14 protein-coding genes are annotated in these 14,731 nt (G+C 43.6%); 13 read left to right on the top strand and 1 reads right to left on the bottom strand.

The features are described from left to right. Positions 1-470: 470 nt before the first annotated feature. Positions 471-1,262: a type I methionyl aminopeptidase gene (gene map, locus L1D50_RS07270; RefSeq protein WP_045964223.1), complete on the bottom strand. Its 792-nt coding sequence runs from the start codon at positions 1,260-1,262 to the stop codon at positions 471-473. Positions 1,263-1,541: 279 nt separating this feature from the next. On the opposite strand from map, the gene rpsB reads away from it, so the two are divergent. From rpsB to lpxA, 13 genes are all read left to right on the top strand, one after another. Then, positions 1,542-2,270 carry a 30S ribosomal protein S2 gene (rpsB, locus tag L1D50_RS07265; protein WP_010371318.1) on the top strand — a complete coding sequence of 243 codons (729 nt, stop codon included), beginning with the start codon at positions 1,542-1,544 and terminating at the stop codon, positions 2,268-2,270. Positions 2,271-2,490: 220 nt separating this feature from the next. Then, positions 2,491-3,342, top strand: a complete 852-nt coding sequence (tsf, locus tag L1D50_RS07260) for a translation elongation factor Ts (protein WP_102057110.1) — start codon at positions 2,491-2,493, stop codon at positions 3,340-3,342. A gap of 139 nt (positions 3,343-3,481) precedes the next feature. Beyond that, the gene (gene pyrH, locus L1D50_RS07255; protein ID WP_010371324.1) at positions 3,482-4,219 is read left to right on the top strand and encodes a UMP kinase; all 738 of its coding nucleotides are present in this window, start codon (positions 3,482-3,484) and stop codon (positions 4,217-4,219) included. 92 nt (positions 4,220-4,311) lie between these two features. Beyond that, positions 4,312-4,869 (top strand): ribosome recycling factor, encoded by a 558-nt coding sequence (frr, locus tag L1D50_RS07250; protein ID WP_010371327.1) that lies wholly within the window; start codon positions 4,312-4,314, stop codon positions 4,867-4,869. Positions 4,870-5,040: 171 nt separating this feature from the next. Next, positions 5,041-5,814, top strand: coding sequence for an isoprenyl transferase (locus L1D50_RS07245; RefSeq protein WP_128726464.1), 774 nt, complete (start codon positions 5,041-5,043; stop codon positions 5,812-5,814). Between the two features lie 10 nt (positions 5,815-5,824). Then, entirely contained in the window at positions 5,825-6,691 is an 867-nt protein-coding gene (locus L1D50_RS07240; protein WP_138523130.1) for a phosphatidate cytidylyltransferase, read from the top strand. Beyond that, positions 6,688-7,878 (top strand): 1-deoxy-D-xylulose-5-phosphate reductoisomerase, encoded by a 1,191-nt coding sequence (gene ispC / locus L1D50_RS07235; protein WP_138523128.1) that lies wholly within the window; start codon positions 6,688-6,690, stop codon positions 7,876-7,878. The genes L1D50_RS07240 and ispC overlap by 4 nt, the downstream gene beginning before the upstream one ends. Positions 7,879-7,880: 2 nt before the next feature. Further along, positions 7,881-9,233 (top strand): sigma E protease regulator RseP, encoded by a 1,353-nt coding sequence (gene rseP, locus L1D50_RS07230; RefSeq protein WP_138523126.1) that lies wholly within the window; start codon positions 7,881-7,883, stop codon positions 9,231-9,233. Between the two features lie 164 nt (positions 9,234-9,397). Then, on the top strand, positions 9,398-11,869 hold the full coding sequence (bamA, locus tag L1D50_RS07225) for an outer membrane protein assembly factor BamA (protein ID WP_128726468.1): 2,472 nt from the start codon (positions 9,398-9,400) through the stop codon (positions 11,867-11,869). Positions 11,870-11,880: 11 nt separating this feature from the next. Beyond that, positions 11,881-12,399 (top strand): OmpH family outer membrane protein, encoded by a 519-nt coding sequence (locus tag L1D50_RS07220; protein WP_128726469.1) that lies wholly within the window; start codon positions 11,881-11,883, stop codon positions 12,397-12,399. Then, positions 12,399-13,442, top strand: a complete 1,044-nt coding sequence (lpxD, locus tag L1D50_RS07215; RefSeq protein WP_138523124.1) for a UDP-3-O-(3-hydroxymyristoyl)glucosamine N-acyltransferase — start codon at positions 12,399-12,401, stop codon at positions 13,440-13,442. Before L1D50_RS07220 ends, lpxD begins: the two co-directional genes overlap by 1 nt. A gap of 10 nt (positions 13,443-13,452) precedes the next feature. Next, positions 13,453-13,905: a 3-hydroxyacyl-ACP dehydratase FabZ gene (gene fabZ, locus L1D50_RS07210; RefSeq protein WP_010371351.1), complete on the top strand. Its 453-nt coding sequence runs from the start codon at positions 13,453-13,455 to the stop codon at positions 13,903-13,905. Next, the gene (gene lpxA, locus L1D50_RS07205; protein ID WP_039497145.1) at positions 13,905-14,678 is read left to right on the top strand and encodes an acyl-ACP--UDP-N-acetylglucosamine O-acyltransferase; all 774 of its coding nucleotides are present in this window, start codon (positions 13,905-13,907) and stop codon (positions 14,676-14,678) included. The genes fabZ and lpxA overlap by 1 nt, the downstream gene beginning before the upstream one ends. Positions 14,679-14,731: the final 53 nt, after the last annotated feature.

Raw genomic sequence — 14,731 nt, 5'->3', positions numbered from 1 at the left:
GGGTAGCGATTAACTACATTGAATGTTGATTCAAAAAACATCGTTAGCTTTGCTTTGAACGCCAAGCGTGAAAATCAAAGGTGATTGGTGTTAAGTTTATGATTTTAAATGTTTTTTACGGGTTTTTTAATTGAAGGGTAAGGGCTTGGAGTAAGGAAGAGAATCTATGTTACGTGGCTATTATAGCCGTCAGAAATAGCGTTGAATATTGCCGAGTTAAATTGATAACTAATGTTAATAGCTATTTAGTGTAGATTTGATGACAATAGAGTAATTTATACCAGAATTACTTTAACAGTGACGGAATATGGATGTCCCATGAATATCTGTGATGCAAAATCACTTTGGTAAAAAATTGTACAAATGGTTTGGCTAACTTACTGAGCTGTTTGGTGTGCGATGTCGTGGGAAAACGTTAATGTTAACGGAAATAGCCAGCTAAACAGCTGGCTTTGAAATTCACATTACAATTATGCTGAATGCGTAATAACGCGGTCAATCGTCTCATCATTACGTAGCGTCAAGATCTCAACGCCGTTATCGGTGACAAGCAGCGTGTGTTCCCACTGTGCCGAGAGGCTACGGTCTTTAGTGACTACAGTCCAATCGTCTTTTAGTAACTTACATTGGCGCTTACCTGCGTTAACCATAGGCTCGATAGTCAAACACATGCCGGCTTTAAGTACTTCGCCAGTGCCCGGCTTGCCGTAGTGCATTACCTGTGGCTCCTCATGGAACTCTTTACCAATACCGTGACCACAATATTCACGCACGATAGAGTAGTTAAAGCCTTCAGCATACTTTTGAATTGCAGCACCAATATCACCCAAGCGTACGCCCGGTTTTACCATTTTTATCGCGAGGTATAGACTCTCTTGCGTGATTTCGCTTAAGCGCTTACCTTGGATCGTTGGAGTACCGACGTAAAACATTTTTGACGTATCACCATGATAACCATCTTTGATCACAGTGATGTCGATATTGATAATGTCGCCTTCTTTTAGCGGTTTATCGTTCGGGATTCCGTGACAAATAACGTGGTTAACTGAGGTACAAATAGACTTCGGAAAGCCGTGATAATTTAACGGTGCAGGAACAGCGCCTTGCTCATCAACAATGTAATTGTGACAAATGGTGTTTAATTCGTCGGTGGTCACCCCTGGCTTAACGTACGGCTCGATCATTTCCAGTACTTCCGCGGCTAAACGCCCGGCAACACGCATTTTTTCGATTTCTTCAGGGGTTTTGATCACTGCACTCATTTAGACTCCAAGTCAATTTAGATGAACATTTATTATGCACAAATTTTACGCATAAGATTGAGTTAATTCTTTATATATGGTATAAAGCGCGCCGTCTTTTTACAAATAATTCTTCCTCACACGATGAGAATGAATGTTTGTAGTTAAGGCAACACACTTATTAATATTAACACACACACATATCGACACATACACTTGGGTGCATGCAGTTATAAAAACTTCGTGTTGGTGCTATGGGATATGTGGAGGCCTAACCCTAACTTTTAGAGGAAATATACAATGGCAAACGTTTCAATGCGCGATATGCTTCAAGCTGGTGTTCACTTCGGTCACCAAGCACGTTACTGGAACCCTAAGATGAAGCCGTTCATCTTCGGTGCACGTAACCGCGTTCATATCATCAACCTAGAAAAAACTGTTCCTATGTTCAACGATGCACTTAAGTTCTTACAGAACGTAGCATCTAACAAAGGCAAAATCCTTTTCGTAGGTACTAAGCGCGCTGCAAGCGAAGCAGTTAAAGAAGCGGCTATCCAAAGTGAGCAGTTCTACGTAAATCACCGTTGGTTAGGTGGTATGTTGACTAACTGGAAAACAGTTCGTCAATCAATCAAGCGTCTTAAAGAGCTTGAGACTCAAAGCCAAGACGGTACTTTCGAGAAGCTTACTAAGAAAGAAGCGCTAATGCTTACTCGTGAAATGCAAAAGCTTGAAAAAGGCCTTGGCGGTATCAAAGATATGGGCGGTCTTCCTGACGCTATCTTCGTTATCGACGCTGACCACGAGCACATCGCTATCCGTGAAGCTAACAACCTAGGTATCCCAGTAGTATCTGTTGTTGATACTAACTCTAACCCAGATGGTGTTGATTTCATCATCCCAGGTAACGACGACGCTATCCGCGCAATCCAGCTATACACTGGTGCAGTAGCGACTGCTATCACTGAAGGTCGTGAAAGCAACATCGTTGCTCAAGCAGAAAACGACGACTTCGTTGAAGCTGAGTAATTACCTGATTAGGTATTAGCTGTCATCAAGTCTTCATCAAATTATTGATGAAGACTTGATATTCTTTATAAGCGATTAACTGCTTATCCCGTTGTTTGCCAAGCAGACCTTGAAAGATAACGGATTTTTATCAAATTGAGGCGAGCTGTACTTGATTTGATATTCAGCCAACCTAAGGTTGGTTTTATCAAGAACTGAATTCAGATTTGAGGATATTCTAATGGCTGTAACTGCTGCCCTAGTAAAAGAACTTCGTGACCGCACTGGCGCTGGTATGATGGATTGTAAAAAAGCACTGACAGAAACTGGCGGTGATATCGATCAAGCAATCGAAAACATGCGTAAAAGTGGTGCTGCTAAAGCTGCTAAAAAAGCAGGCAACATCGCTGCTGAAGGTACAATCATCATCAAGCAAGGCGAAGGTTTTGCTGCACTAGTAGAAGTTAACTGTCAAACTGACTTCGTAGCAAAAGATGCAAGCTTCCTTGCATTTGCTAACGAAATTGCTGACGCAGCTGTAGCTGAGCAACTAACTATCGAAGACTTACAAGCTAAGTTTGAAGAGACTCGTGTTGCACTAGTAGCTAAAATCGGTGAGAACATGAACATCCGTCGTGTTTCTTACATTCAAGGTGACAAGCTAGTTGCTTACCGTCACGGCGAGCGTATCGGTGTTGTTGTAGCTGGTGATGCTGACGAAGAAACTCTTAAGCACGTTGCAATGCACGTTGCTGCTTCTAAGCCAGACTACCTAAACCCAGAAGACGTACCTGCTGAAGTAGTTGAAAAAGAAAAAGCGGTTCAAGTTGAAATCGCAATGAACGAAGGTAAGCCAGCTGAAATCGCTGAGAAAATGGTTGTTGGTCGTATGAAGAAGTTCACTGGTGAGATCTCTCTTACTGGTCAAGCTTTCATCATGGAACCTAAGAAATCAGTGGGTGATTACCTTAAAGAGAAGAATGCATCTGTTTCTTCATTCGTTCGCCTAGAAGTAGGTGAAGGTATCGAGAAGAAAGAAGAAGATTTCGCAGCAGAAGTTGCAGCACAAATCGCTGCAGCAAAAGGCCAGTAATCACTTATTGTGATGCCTAATGACGTAAAAGCTGACATTAGCTTTGCGTCATTGCTGAAAATTCTCTAAAATAACCGCGCATTTATGTCTAGCATAAGCGCGGTTATTTTTTACCTCACTTTTAATTGGCCCGGATATTATGACTATCAATAAAAAACCTGTTTTTAGACGCGTTCTTTTAAAGCTTAGTGGTGAAGCTTTAATGGGAGATGAAGGCTTTGGTATCGATCCAAAAGTATTGGATCGTATGGCACAAGAAATCAAAGAGTTAGTAGAGCTCGACGTAGAAGTGGGTTTGGTTATCGGTGGCGGTAACTTCTTACGTGGTGGTTCACTTGCAGAAGCGGGCATGAACCGAGTTGTGGGTGACCATATGGGAATGCTGGCGACCGTCATGAATGGTCTTGCGATGCGTGATGCGCTGCACCGTGCTTTTGTAAACGCACGTTTGATGTCTGCTATCCCGCTAAATGGTGTGTGTGATGCGTACAATTGGGCAGAAGCAATTAGCCTATTAAAATCTGGCCGTGTTGTTATTTTCTCTGCAGGTACGGGCAACCCATTCTTTACCACGGACTCAGCAGCATGTTTGCGCGGTATCGAGATTGAAGCGGATACCGTGATTAAAGCCACAAAGGTTGAAGGGGTATTTAGCGACGATCCGGTGAAAAACCCAGACGCTACGCTATACCGTACGTTGACTTACAACGAAGTTATCGACAAAGAATTGAAAGTGATGGATCTAGCTGCATTTACATTGGCACGTGACCACAATATGCCAATCAGCGTATTCAACATGAATAAACCAGGTGCATTGAAAAATGTCATCATGGGTGAAGAGGAAGGTACCCTTATCTCTTCTCAAGCAGCAGAATAATCTGACGACTATTTCAGCAACTCGCAGTTAAGTAGCGAATCTCTAAATTGCGAGTATAATCTGGCATAACAAGAACAGACTAGGAAAGTATTGTGATCGAAGATATTAAAAAAGACGCTCAAGAGCGTATGAAAAAAAGTGTGGCTGCACTTGGAAGCCAGCTTTCTAAAATCCGCACAGGTCGTGCACACCCAGCGTTACTAGATGGTATTTCTGTTTCTTACTACGGTGCAGATACACCGCTAAACCAAGTAGCAAACGTTACGACTGAAGACTCTCGTACACTGGCTATTAGCGTATTCGACAAATCGCTTGCACAAGCGGTAGAAAAGGCAATTATGTCTTCTGACTTAGGTCTAAACCCAATGTCAGCAGGTACTGTGATCCGTGTTCCACTTCCTCCATTAACTGAAGAGCGTCGTAAAGATCTTATCAAGATCGTTCGTGGTGAGGTCGAAGGTGGTCGTGTTGCTGTACGTAACATTCGCCGTGACGCAAACGGTGATATTAAGTCATTGCTAAAAGACAAAGAAATTTCTGAAGACGAAGCACGTCAAGCTGAAGATGATATCCAAAAATTGACTGACAAGTTCATCAAAGAAATGGATACACAGCTTAGCGCGAAAGAAGCTGAGTTAATGGAAATCTAAATGTCTTTACCCTAGTGTTTATATTTACGCACTGTTTACGTATTGCAGAAAATACTGCTTTGTTTCTGAGCAGTTAGCGTTTTTGGGGCTAGGTAAACTGACAAATTTATTAGGTTTGAAGCGCCGCCTAGGGTATACTAGGCGGCGTTTTTTTTCACTAAAATTGGAATTATGGTTTTAAAAGCAGAGGTTATTTCGCAGCAATCATTGCCAAAACATGTTGCGATAATAATGGATGGCAACGGTCGTTGGGCTCAAGCTCGCAGGCGTCCGCGCGCTTTCGGACACAAGAAGGGCGTAGATGCGGTTCGCAGTGCTGTACAATTCTGTTCCAAGTTAGGTATAGATTCTCTGACACTATTTGCCTTTAGTAGTGAAAACTGGCGTAGGCCAGAAGATGAAGTCAGCACATTAATGGAGTTATTTATTTATGTGTTGTCTAAAGAAGTTAAAAAATTACATAAGAACAACGTAAAGCTAACCATTATTGGCGATCTTTCTCGTTTTCCTGACAGCCTCCAACAGCGTGTTCATGAAGCTCAAACATTGACCCAGGACAATACAGGGCTTAACTTAAACATTGCAGCAAATTACGGTGGACGTTGGGATATCACACAGGCAGCACAACACCTCGCAAAACAAGTTGCGAAGGGCGAGTTGCAACCAAGTGATATAACCGAAGATGCCTTGACAGAGCAGATGACGATGGCCGATCAAGCGAATCTCGACTTGCTGATCAGAACGGGAGGCGACTTCCGCATCAGTAACTTCTTGCTATGGCAAGCTGCGTATGCCGAACTCTATTTTACCGACACGCTTTGGCCTGATTTTGACGAGCAAGCATTCTCTGAAGCCATTGCTTGTTACGTGTCTAGAGAGCGACGCTTCGGATGCACAGGAGAGCAAATAAAGCAGCTCCTCGCAGAGAAAGACGCAACAAGTTAAGGGTTCAAATTTGTTAAAACAACGTATTCTAACGTCAGCGGTGCTTGCACCTCTGGCTCTACTTTTGGTGTTTTATACACCGCTGGCAATGTTTAGTACGATTGCCGCACTAATCGTTTTGCTTGGTGCATGGGAGTGGTCGGCGCTTGCAGGCCTTTGTCAAAAGCGTCAGCGTTTTACTTTTGTTGGTGTCATGGCAGTGCTAATTCTATTGCTTAACACTCATTGGCCAATACAGGATTTATGGCAGCAGGGGCGCTTAGTCGCTGATGCTAATTATGTATTTACATTAGCTTTTGCGTGGTGGTTGGTTGCCACTTTCTTGGTGGTTAAATATCCACGAGCAGCGCGTGCATGGAATGAAGGGATCATGATGCGCTCCATCGCAGGTGTACTGACACTAGTGCCGCTGTGGCTTGCATTAAATGTGATGCGTAGCGCCGGATATGAAGATGGCGAGCACATAGGTTCAGTCCTTATCATGGTGGTCTTGGGCATAGTGTGGAGTGCTGATATAGGTGCTTACTTCGCTGGCAAAAACTTAGGTAAGCATAAGCTCATGCCTAAAGTGAGCCCGAATAAAACGATTGAAGGTCTAGTCGGTGGCGTGATAACCGCGGTTATTTTTGTGCTAGTGTTTTGTCACTTCGCCGCGATTGATTTAAATATGTGGCCAGTCTACGCTGCAATGACCATCATTATCGCGCTATTTTCTGCCGTTGGTGATTTGCTTGAAAGCATGTTTAAGCGCGAAGTAGGTCTCAAAGATTCAGGCCGTTGTTTACCGGGGCATGGCGGTATCCTAGATCGCATTGATAGCTTAACGGCTGCAGCACCCATTTTTGCTTTTTGCTACGCTTGGACGGTTGTGCTATGAGCGAGCAAAACTTGGTGGTACTAGGAGCGACCGGCTCCATTGGACTATCAACGCTAGACGTCGTCAGCCGCAATGAAGAACAATATCGTGTTTTTGCCCTAGTCGCAGGGCAAAACGCGGAAAAAATGGCCGAGCTTTGTTCACGTCATCGACCCAAGTACGCGGTTATGAGCTCTGAGCAGGCAGCTCAGCAACTTTCTCAACATTTGACGGGCACTACTACGGAAGTACTCCATGGTGTTGAAGCAATGGCTGAGATGGCTCGTCACGTAGATGTGGATATCGTGATGTCCGCAATCGTTGGTGCAGCGGGTTTGTTACCGACTTTAGCAGCAGTCGAAGCGGGTAAAAAAGTGCTGCTGGCGAACAAAGAGTCGTTAGTAATGAGTGGCCAGCTGTTTATGGATAAAGTAAAAGCGCACGGTGCGACTTTACTCCCTATCGACAGTGAACATAATGCTATTTATCAATGCCTACCAACGACTATACAAACGGGACAATCTTCAAACTTAAGTCACAGCGGTGTTAGTAAGATTTTATTAACCGGCTCTGGCGGACCTTTCTTACAGCGTTCATTGGCTTCCTTAGCATCAGTAACGGTCGAAGAAGCGGTTGCGCACCCAAATTGGTCTATGGGCAGAAAAATCTCTGTCGACTCTGCGACTATGATGAATAAAGGACTAGAGTTTATTGAAGCTAAGTGGTTATTTAACTGCTCAGCTGACGATATTGAGGTGGTGATCCACCCACAAAGTATGATCCACTCTATGGTGCAGTATCGCGATGGTTCGGTGCTGGCACAAATGGGGCAACCAGATATGCGAACGCCGATTGCATATGGGCTTGCTTATCCTGAAAGAATCGACGCCGGTGTCGAGCCATTAGATTTTTCTCAGATTGTTGATTTCACTTTTACCAAACCAGATTTTAATCGTTATCCCAACCTCAAATTAGCGATTGATGCATGCCGTAGTGGTCAGGCCGCAACAACAACAGTGAATGCTGCAAATGAAATTGCCGTCGCGGCATTTTTAGAGGGTAAAATTGGGTTTTGCGATATCTATCGGGTCAATGCTTTAACGCTTGAGCAAAGTACGCTAAGCGTATTAAAATCCGTCGAGTCGATTATGGAAACAGACCGTACGGCACGCCATCGAGCACAGCAAATTATCGCTACATTGAGGTAACCATGTTTGAATTTTTCTGGCACTTAGGGTCATTTGTTCTTGCTTTAGGTATTTTAGTTACCGTTCATGAATATGGCCATTTTTGGGTTGCCAGAAAAGCCGGAGTTAAGGTCTTACGTTTTTCTATCGGTTTTGGTAAGCCTTTAGTTAAGTGGTATGACAAACATCAAACTGAATACGTTATCGCCGCAATTCCACTTGGCGGTTATGTCAAAATGCTCGATGAGCGCGTTGACGATGTGCCAGAGCAAGAGCGTCATCTTGCTTTCAATAATAAACCAGTACTTTCTCGTATCGCTGTGGTAGCAGCAGGCCCCATTGCCAATTTTTTGTTTGCGGTTGTCGTGTTGGCAGTGATGTATATGGTAGGAGTTCAGTCAGTAAAACCTGTTGTTGGTGAGGTTGCCCCAACGAGTATCGCGGCGGATGCTGGATTTCAATCAGGCGACCATATCATTGCGCTGAATGATGAGCTAGTGCACTCATGGCAGGACGTCACATTTGAGTTAATGGCGCATTTAGGTGAGCCATCGTTGGTTGCCAAAGTACAAGACGAAAAGGGTAGCTTGGCGATTCGCACACTACGTTTGAGTGATTGGAAATTAGAAAAGCAAGATGAAGCACCTCTCACATCAGTAGGTATTACACCATTTAGGCCGCCACTGACGCTGCAGCTTGGTTATATCGAAGAAGGTGCAGCTGCTGACAAAGGTGGCTTACAAGTCGAAGACACGCTGGTTGCGATAAATGGTGACAAATTGGCATCGTGGCAACAGCTGGTGAACCGAGTTCAAAAGTCTGCGAATCAAGCCATAAGCATAGATATTCTGCGCGATGGCCAGCCACAAACCCTAACGGTAACACCTCAGGCAAAAACTTCACCAGAAGGTGTCGTACAAGGCTACTTGGGCGTTGTGCCTGTGATGGAAAAATGGCCAAATGGTTATATTGAAACTAGACAATACGGCATCCTAGATAGTATGGTGCTTGGCATTCGTAAAACTTACGACTTGATTGCCTTAAGTTTCGACATGATCGGCAACTTAATCACGGGCCAGGTCTCGGTTAAAAACTTAAGCGGGCCTGTGGGGATCGCGGTGAGTGCCGGAAATAGTGTTAGTTACGGGTTAGTTGCATTTTTAGGCTTCTTAGCGCTTATCAGCGTAAACTTAGGAGTTTTTAACTTATTACCGCTCCCTGTCTTAGATGGTGGGCATTTAATGTATTACTTAATTGAACTAATTCGCAGAAAACCAGTCTCTGAAAAGACACAAGAGTTTGGGTTTAAGATTGGAGCGGCGCTTCTTCTTGCCTTAACGTTTTTTGCACTATTTAATGATGTTTCTCGGCTTTAAGCCGTGCGGTGCTCAAAAGCGCACATTATATGCAGTTTAAATGTTTGCATTATTGTTCAAGCATACAACGGATAACATAATACAAAACTGTAACGTTTGAATGTTGTGATGTAGTGAGCCTTAGCGCATCGCGCCAAATTGTTGTAAAGGATAAAGATAATAAAATGCCTATAAAAAAACACATTGCAGTAACCAGTTTACTGGGCGCTAGTTTTGCTGCCTTAGGGCAAAACTCCTTTATCGTAGAAGATTTAAAAGTAGAAGGGCTGCAGCGCGTTGCACTAGGCGCTGCATTGACACATATTCCGATCAACGTTGGTGACAATGTCGATCAGTTTACCATTTCACGCACAATCAAGGCGTTATATAAGTCTGGCCACTTTGACAACATCGCAGTATTTCGTGATGGCAATCAAATCATTTTTAAGGTTAAAGAACGTCCAACTATCAGCTCAATCGAATTTGATGGCAACAAAGACATCAAAGACGAGCAGCTAAACGAGAGTTTAGAGCAGCAAAATATTCGCCAAGGCGAACCGTTGGACAAGACCGTACTTGATAGTATTGAAAAAGGTTTAACGGAGTTTTTCCACAGTATTGGTAAATATAACGCTAAGGTTGAGGTGAGCATTGTTGAACTGCCACGTAACCGTGTGAAACTGATGCTGAAGTTTGAAGAAGGCGATGCCGCTTCTGTGCGTCAAATTAACCTTGTTGGTAATGAGTTGTTCTCAGATGAAGAGCTGCTTAACCTGATTGAGTCTCAACAGGACTTACCATGGTGGCGCTTCCTTTCTAATGACCGCTACCAAAAGCAAACCATTGAAGGCGATTTAGAAAAGATCCGCAGTTTTTATTTAGACCGTGGTTATCTACGTTTTAATATCGATTCAACGCAGGTTTCAGTAAGCCCTGAGCGTGAGTCTGTTTATGTTACGGCAAATATCACTGAAGGTGAAAAGTATACCGTTAAAGGTTTTGACTTTATTGGTGACTTGCTAGGCCGTGAAGACTTGATTAAGGAAATCGTGCCGCTTCGAGCCGGTGAGCTGTATAATGGTTCCGTGGTGACGGCAACTGAAGATTTCATAAAAAGCTATTTGGCGCGTTTTGGATATGCTAACGCTGAAGTGCGTACTGTTCCTGAAATTGATGATGAAAATAAAGAAGTACAACTAACGCTATCGGTAGACCCTGGTAAGCGCGTGTATGTGCGTCGAATCGTAGTTAACGGTAACCAAAATACAGCGGATGAAGTATTACGCCGTGAAATGACGCAGCTTGAAGGCGCATGGTTGTCTAACCAAAACTTAGAGCGGTCAAAGCTGCAAATTCAACGTTTGCCATATATGGAATCGGTGGAGTTTGAAGTCAAGCCAATCCCAGGCGTTGAAGATCAGGTTGATGTTGACTTCAAAGTAAAAGAGCAACCTGCTGGTAGTTTCCAAGCAGGTGTTGCTTATGGTTCTTATGCGGGCCTTCAGTTTAACATCGGTGTCAGTGAATCTAACTTCCTAGGTTCTGGTAACCAAGTTGCTTTCAATATAAACACTTCGCGTGGTTCAGAGCGTTATAGTGTGTCTTATACCGATCCTTACTTTACACCTGATGGCGTGTCGCAAGGCAGTAGTGTCTTCTACAGCAAGTTTGATGCGAGTGAATTTGGTATCGTAGATTATAAGTCGACGAGCTATGGCCTCGGCACTAACTTTGGTTTCCCAATTAATGCGATTAACCGTGTTAACTTTGGTATTCGCTGGATAGAAGAAAGCCTTTCGCAAATTTCAGACTTTGAGCAAACACGAGTGCTTCGTGAGAGTTTCTTAAACGAAAGCGATCCAGATGCAGATTATGACTTTACTAAATATGAGTTAAGTGCAGGTTGGTCTCGTGTAACAATTAACCGCGGTATGTTTCCAACAGCAGGTTCTCGTCAAAGCTTGAACTTAAGTATTACTACACCAAACTCTGACTTGAACTTCTTTAAAATTAACTATGACTCACGTTTCTATTGGCCGATTAGTAATGACCATCGTTGGGTATTCTCAGCGAGAGCGGGTTTAGGCTATGGTAACGGTTATGGCGAGACGAATGGGTTTGAGCAAGTATTGCCATTCCAAGAGTTCTTCCGTATTTCAGAGCAAGAACTACGCGGCTTCGACCGAAACACAATCCTACCTCGAGCGGTGCAGCGTGCGCCTAAGTGTATTCCGGGTACACCTAAACCAGATGGTACTGCGGGTAGCTGTATCGGCGGTGACCCTGAGTTTGATACGCTAAGTCTTGGTGGTCGTATTGGTGGTAACGCGAAAGCGCTAGCAGGTCTTGAGCTTATCGTACCAACACCGTTCCTTGACGAAGATAACACCAGTTCTGTAAGAACCAGTTTCTTCGTAGATGCAGCGAACGTATGGGACACAGAATTTGATGTTGATCGCTACAGCAACTTGACGGAAGATCAATACAATCTACTTTCTGACTTCTCTGATCCTACAAGATTCAGAGTATCAACGGGTTTATCTATTCAGTGGATTTCACCAATGGGTCCAATGCTGATCAGTTTTGCATACCCACTCAAAAAAGAAGAAGAAGACGATACCAAGACGATCAGCTTCAATATCAGTAATACATTCTAAGGAGTTTTATTGTGAAAAAATTTATTAAATCATCAACACTAGCCATGACAGCTGCACTAATGATGGGGGCTTCGGGTAGCGCATTTGCACACAAGGTAGGCATCGTAGATATGCAGGAAGTGTATAAGCAAATTCCACAAATGGCGAAAATTGAACAAACGCTACAAGCGGAGTTTGCTGAGCGTCGTCAAGAGCTTGAAAAAATTCAGGGTGACATTCGTTTTGAAGCGGAAAAGTTCAAGCGTGAAGCGACCACAATGAGCGAAGAGCAAAAAGAAGCACTTCGTGAGAAGATCCAAGGCATGCAAAAGACACTTGCTGAAAAAGGTCGTCCACTAGAGCAAGAAATTAAAGCACGTCAAAACCAAGAACTTGCAAAAGTACAAAAGTTAATCGTGGATGCGATTGAATCCGTTGCTAAAAAAGGTAAGTTTGACGAAGTTAAAGTAAAAGATACGACAATTTACTTTAATCCTGATAAAGTAGCCGACCTTTCTGACGATGTGGTAAAAGCGGTTAGCAATAAGTAATGACAAAACTTCACACCTTATCTCAACTCGCTGAGTATCTAGGTGCTCAGCTGCAAGGTGATGGCGATAAATCAATTCGAAATATCGCCACTCTCGCACAGGCAAAAGACGACCAAATCGCGTTTTTAGCCAACAGCAAATACCGTGGTCAGCTTGAAGATACGACTGCGGGGGCCGTGATCTTGAGTGAAAAGGACGCGGACTATTTTGCCGGTAATAAACTCATTATCGCTGATCCTTATGTAGCTTATGCAAAACTTGCACAGAAGCTAGATTCAACCCCTAGCGCAGCATCAGGGGTTCATCGTACAGCAGTTATCTCAGATACTGCAACGCTTGGTGAAAACGTCAGCGTAGGTGCGAATGCCGTAATTGAAGATGGTGCTGTGATTGGTGATGATGTTGAGATAGGGCCGGGCTGTTTCATTGGAAAACATGCCAAAATAGGCGCAAAGACTAAACTCTGGGCAAACGTGACTATCTATCATGAAGTACAGATAGGAGAACAATGCCTATTCCAGTCTGGTGCCGTAATAGGAAGTGATGGCTTTGGCTACGCCAACGAAAAAGGCGAGTGGGTTAAGATCCCTCAAGTTGGCACCGTAATTATTGGCGACCGTGTCGAAGTTGGCGCGAGTACTTCTATTGATAGAGGTGCGCTAGAAGACACCATTATTCATAGCAACGTCATTTTAGATAACCAGATCCAAATTGCCCATAACGTCGAGGTTGGTTACGGTACAGCCATCGCAGGCTGCACAGTACTGGCGGGCAGTGTTAAAATCGGTAAATACTGCCAAATTGGTGGTATGACGGCAATCAATGGTCACAACGAAATTTGTGATGGGGTTGTTATTACTGGTATGAGCATGGTTACTAAAGGAATTACTGAGCCGGGGATCTACTCTTCTGGTTTACCTCACCAAACGAATAAAGAGTGGCGTAAGTCTATTGCACACTTACGCAATTTATCTGACTTTAAGTCGCGCCTGAAGGCACTTGAGGTGTTGACAGCAAAGCTTAAAGAGACTGATGTAGAATAAGGAAGCTATTTTGGCTAACGAATTAAACAGCTTTGATATCCAAGAGATTTTAAAACTTCTTCCACACCGCTACCCAATGTTGCTTGTTGACAAAGTAGTAGATTTTAAGCCAGGCGAATATCTTCACGCGATTAAAAATGTGACGATTAATGAGCCTATTTTTACAGGTCACTTCCCAGAGCAACCTATTTTTCCTGGTGTATTGATCCTAGAAGCGATGGCACAGGCAACCGGTTTACTTGGTTTTAAAACGGTCGAGAATCGTAGCGAGAATGAACTATACTTATTTGCAGCGATTGATAATGCACGTTTCAAACAACCTGTACTACCGGGTGATACGATGCATTTGCATGTTAAGTTTGAAAAAGAACGCCGTAATATTTGGAAGTTCAGTGCTGAAGCTAAAGTTGAAGGCAAGACGGTGTGTTCAGCTGAAATTATGTGTGCTAGAAGAGAGTTTTAATGGCTATTCATCCTACCGCAATTATCGAATCAGGCGCGCGTTTAGGCGAGAATGTTTCTGTAGGCCCTTATAGTTATATTGGCAATGACGTAATCATTGGTGATAACTGTAAGATTGAATCACATGTTGTGATCAAAGGCCCATCTGAGATTGGTTCAGGCAATCACATTTTCCAATTCGCGTCAGTAGGGGAAGCCTGCCAAGATAAAAAGTACAAGGATGAACCAACCAAGCTAATTATTGGTGATAACAACGTTATTCGTGAGTGTGCGACTATTCATCGTGGCACAATTCAAGATGAAGGGATCACTCGAATTGGTAGCAACAACCTATTTATGGCATACACCCATGTGGCACACGATGCGGTTATTGGCAGCAATGTGATTTTCGCTAACAATGCGAGTGTAGCCGGACATGTACATATTGGTGACTGGGTTATCCTTGCGGGTAATTCAGGTGTACACCAATTTTGTAAAGTGGGTTCACATGCCTTTATTGGCATGTATTCTGGTGTGAATCAAGACGTGCCGCCTTTTGTTACAACGACTGGCACGCCAGCGAGGCCCGTTGCAATTAACACCGAAGGCTTAAAGCGTCGCGGCTTTGAGTCTGATGAAATTATGGCAACAAGACGCGCATACAAAACGTTATTCCGTAAGGGACTGCGTTTGGAGGATGCGTTAGAAGCGTTAAAAGAGGATGCTTCTGAGTTCGCAGCAGTTCAACAAATGATTGATTTTATTGCGACTTCTAATCGCGGTTTGATCCGCTAAACTTGAACCGCAATACGGGTTATACTTACGCCATACATTTTGTATGGCGTTTT

This window comes from Pseudoalteromonas sp. Isolate6 (assembly GCF_022398435.1).
Taxonomy (GTDB): domain Bacteria; phylum Pseudomonadota; class Gammaproteobacteria; order Enterobacterales; family Alteromonadaceae; genus Pseudoalteromonas; species Pseudoalteromonas galatheae.
The sequence above is the reverse complement of the archived record's forward strand: the minus strand, read 5'-3'. Positions and strand labels throughout refer to the sequence as shown.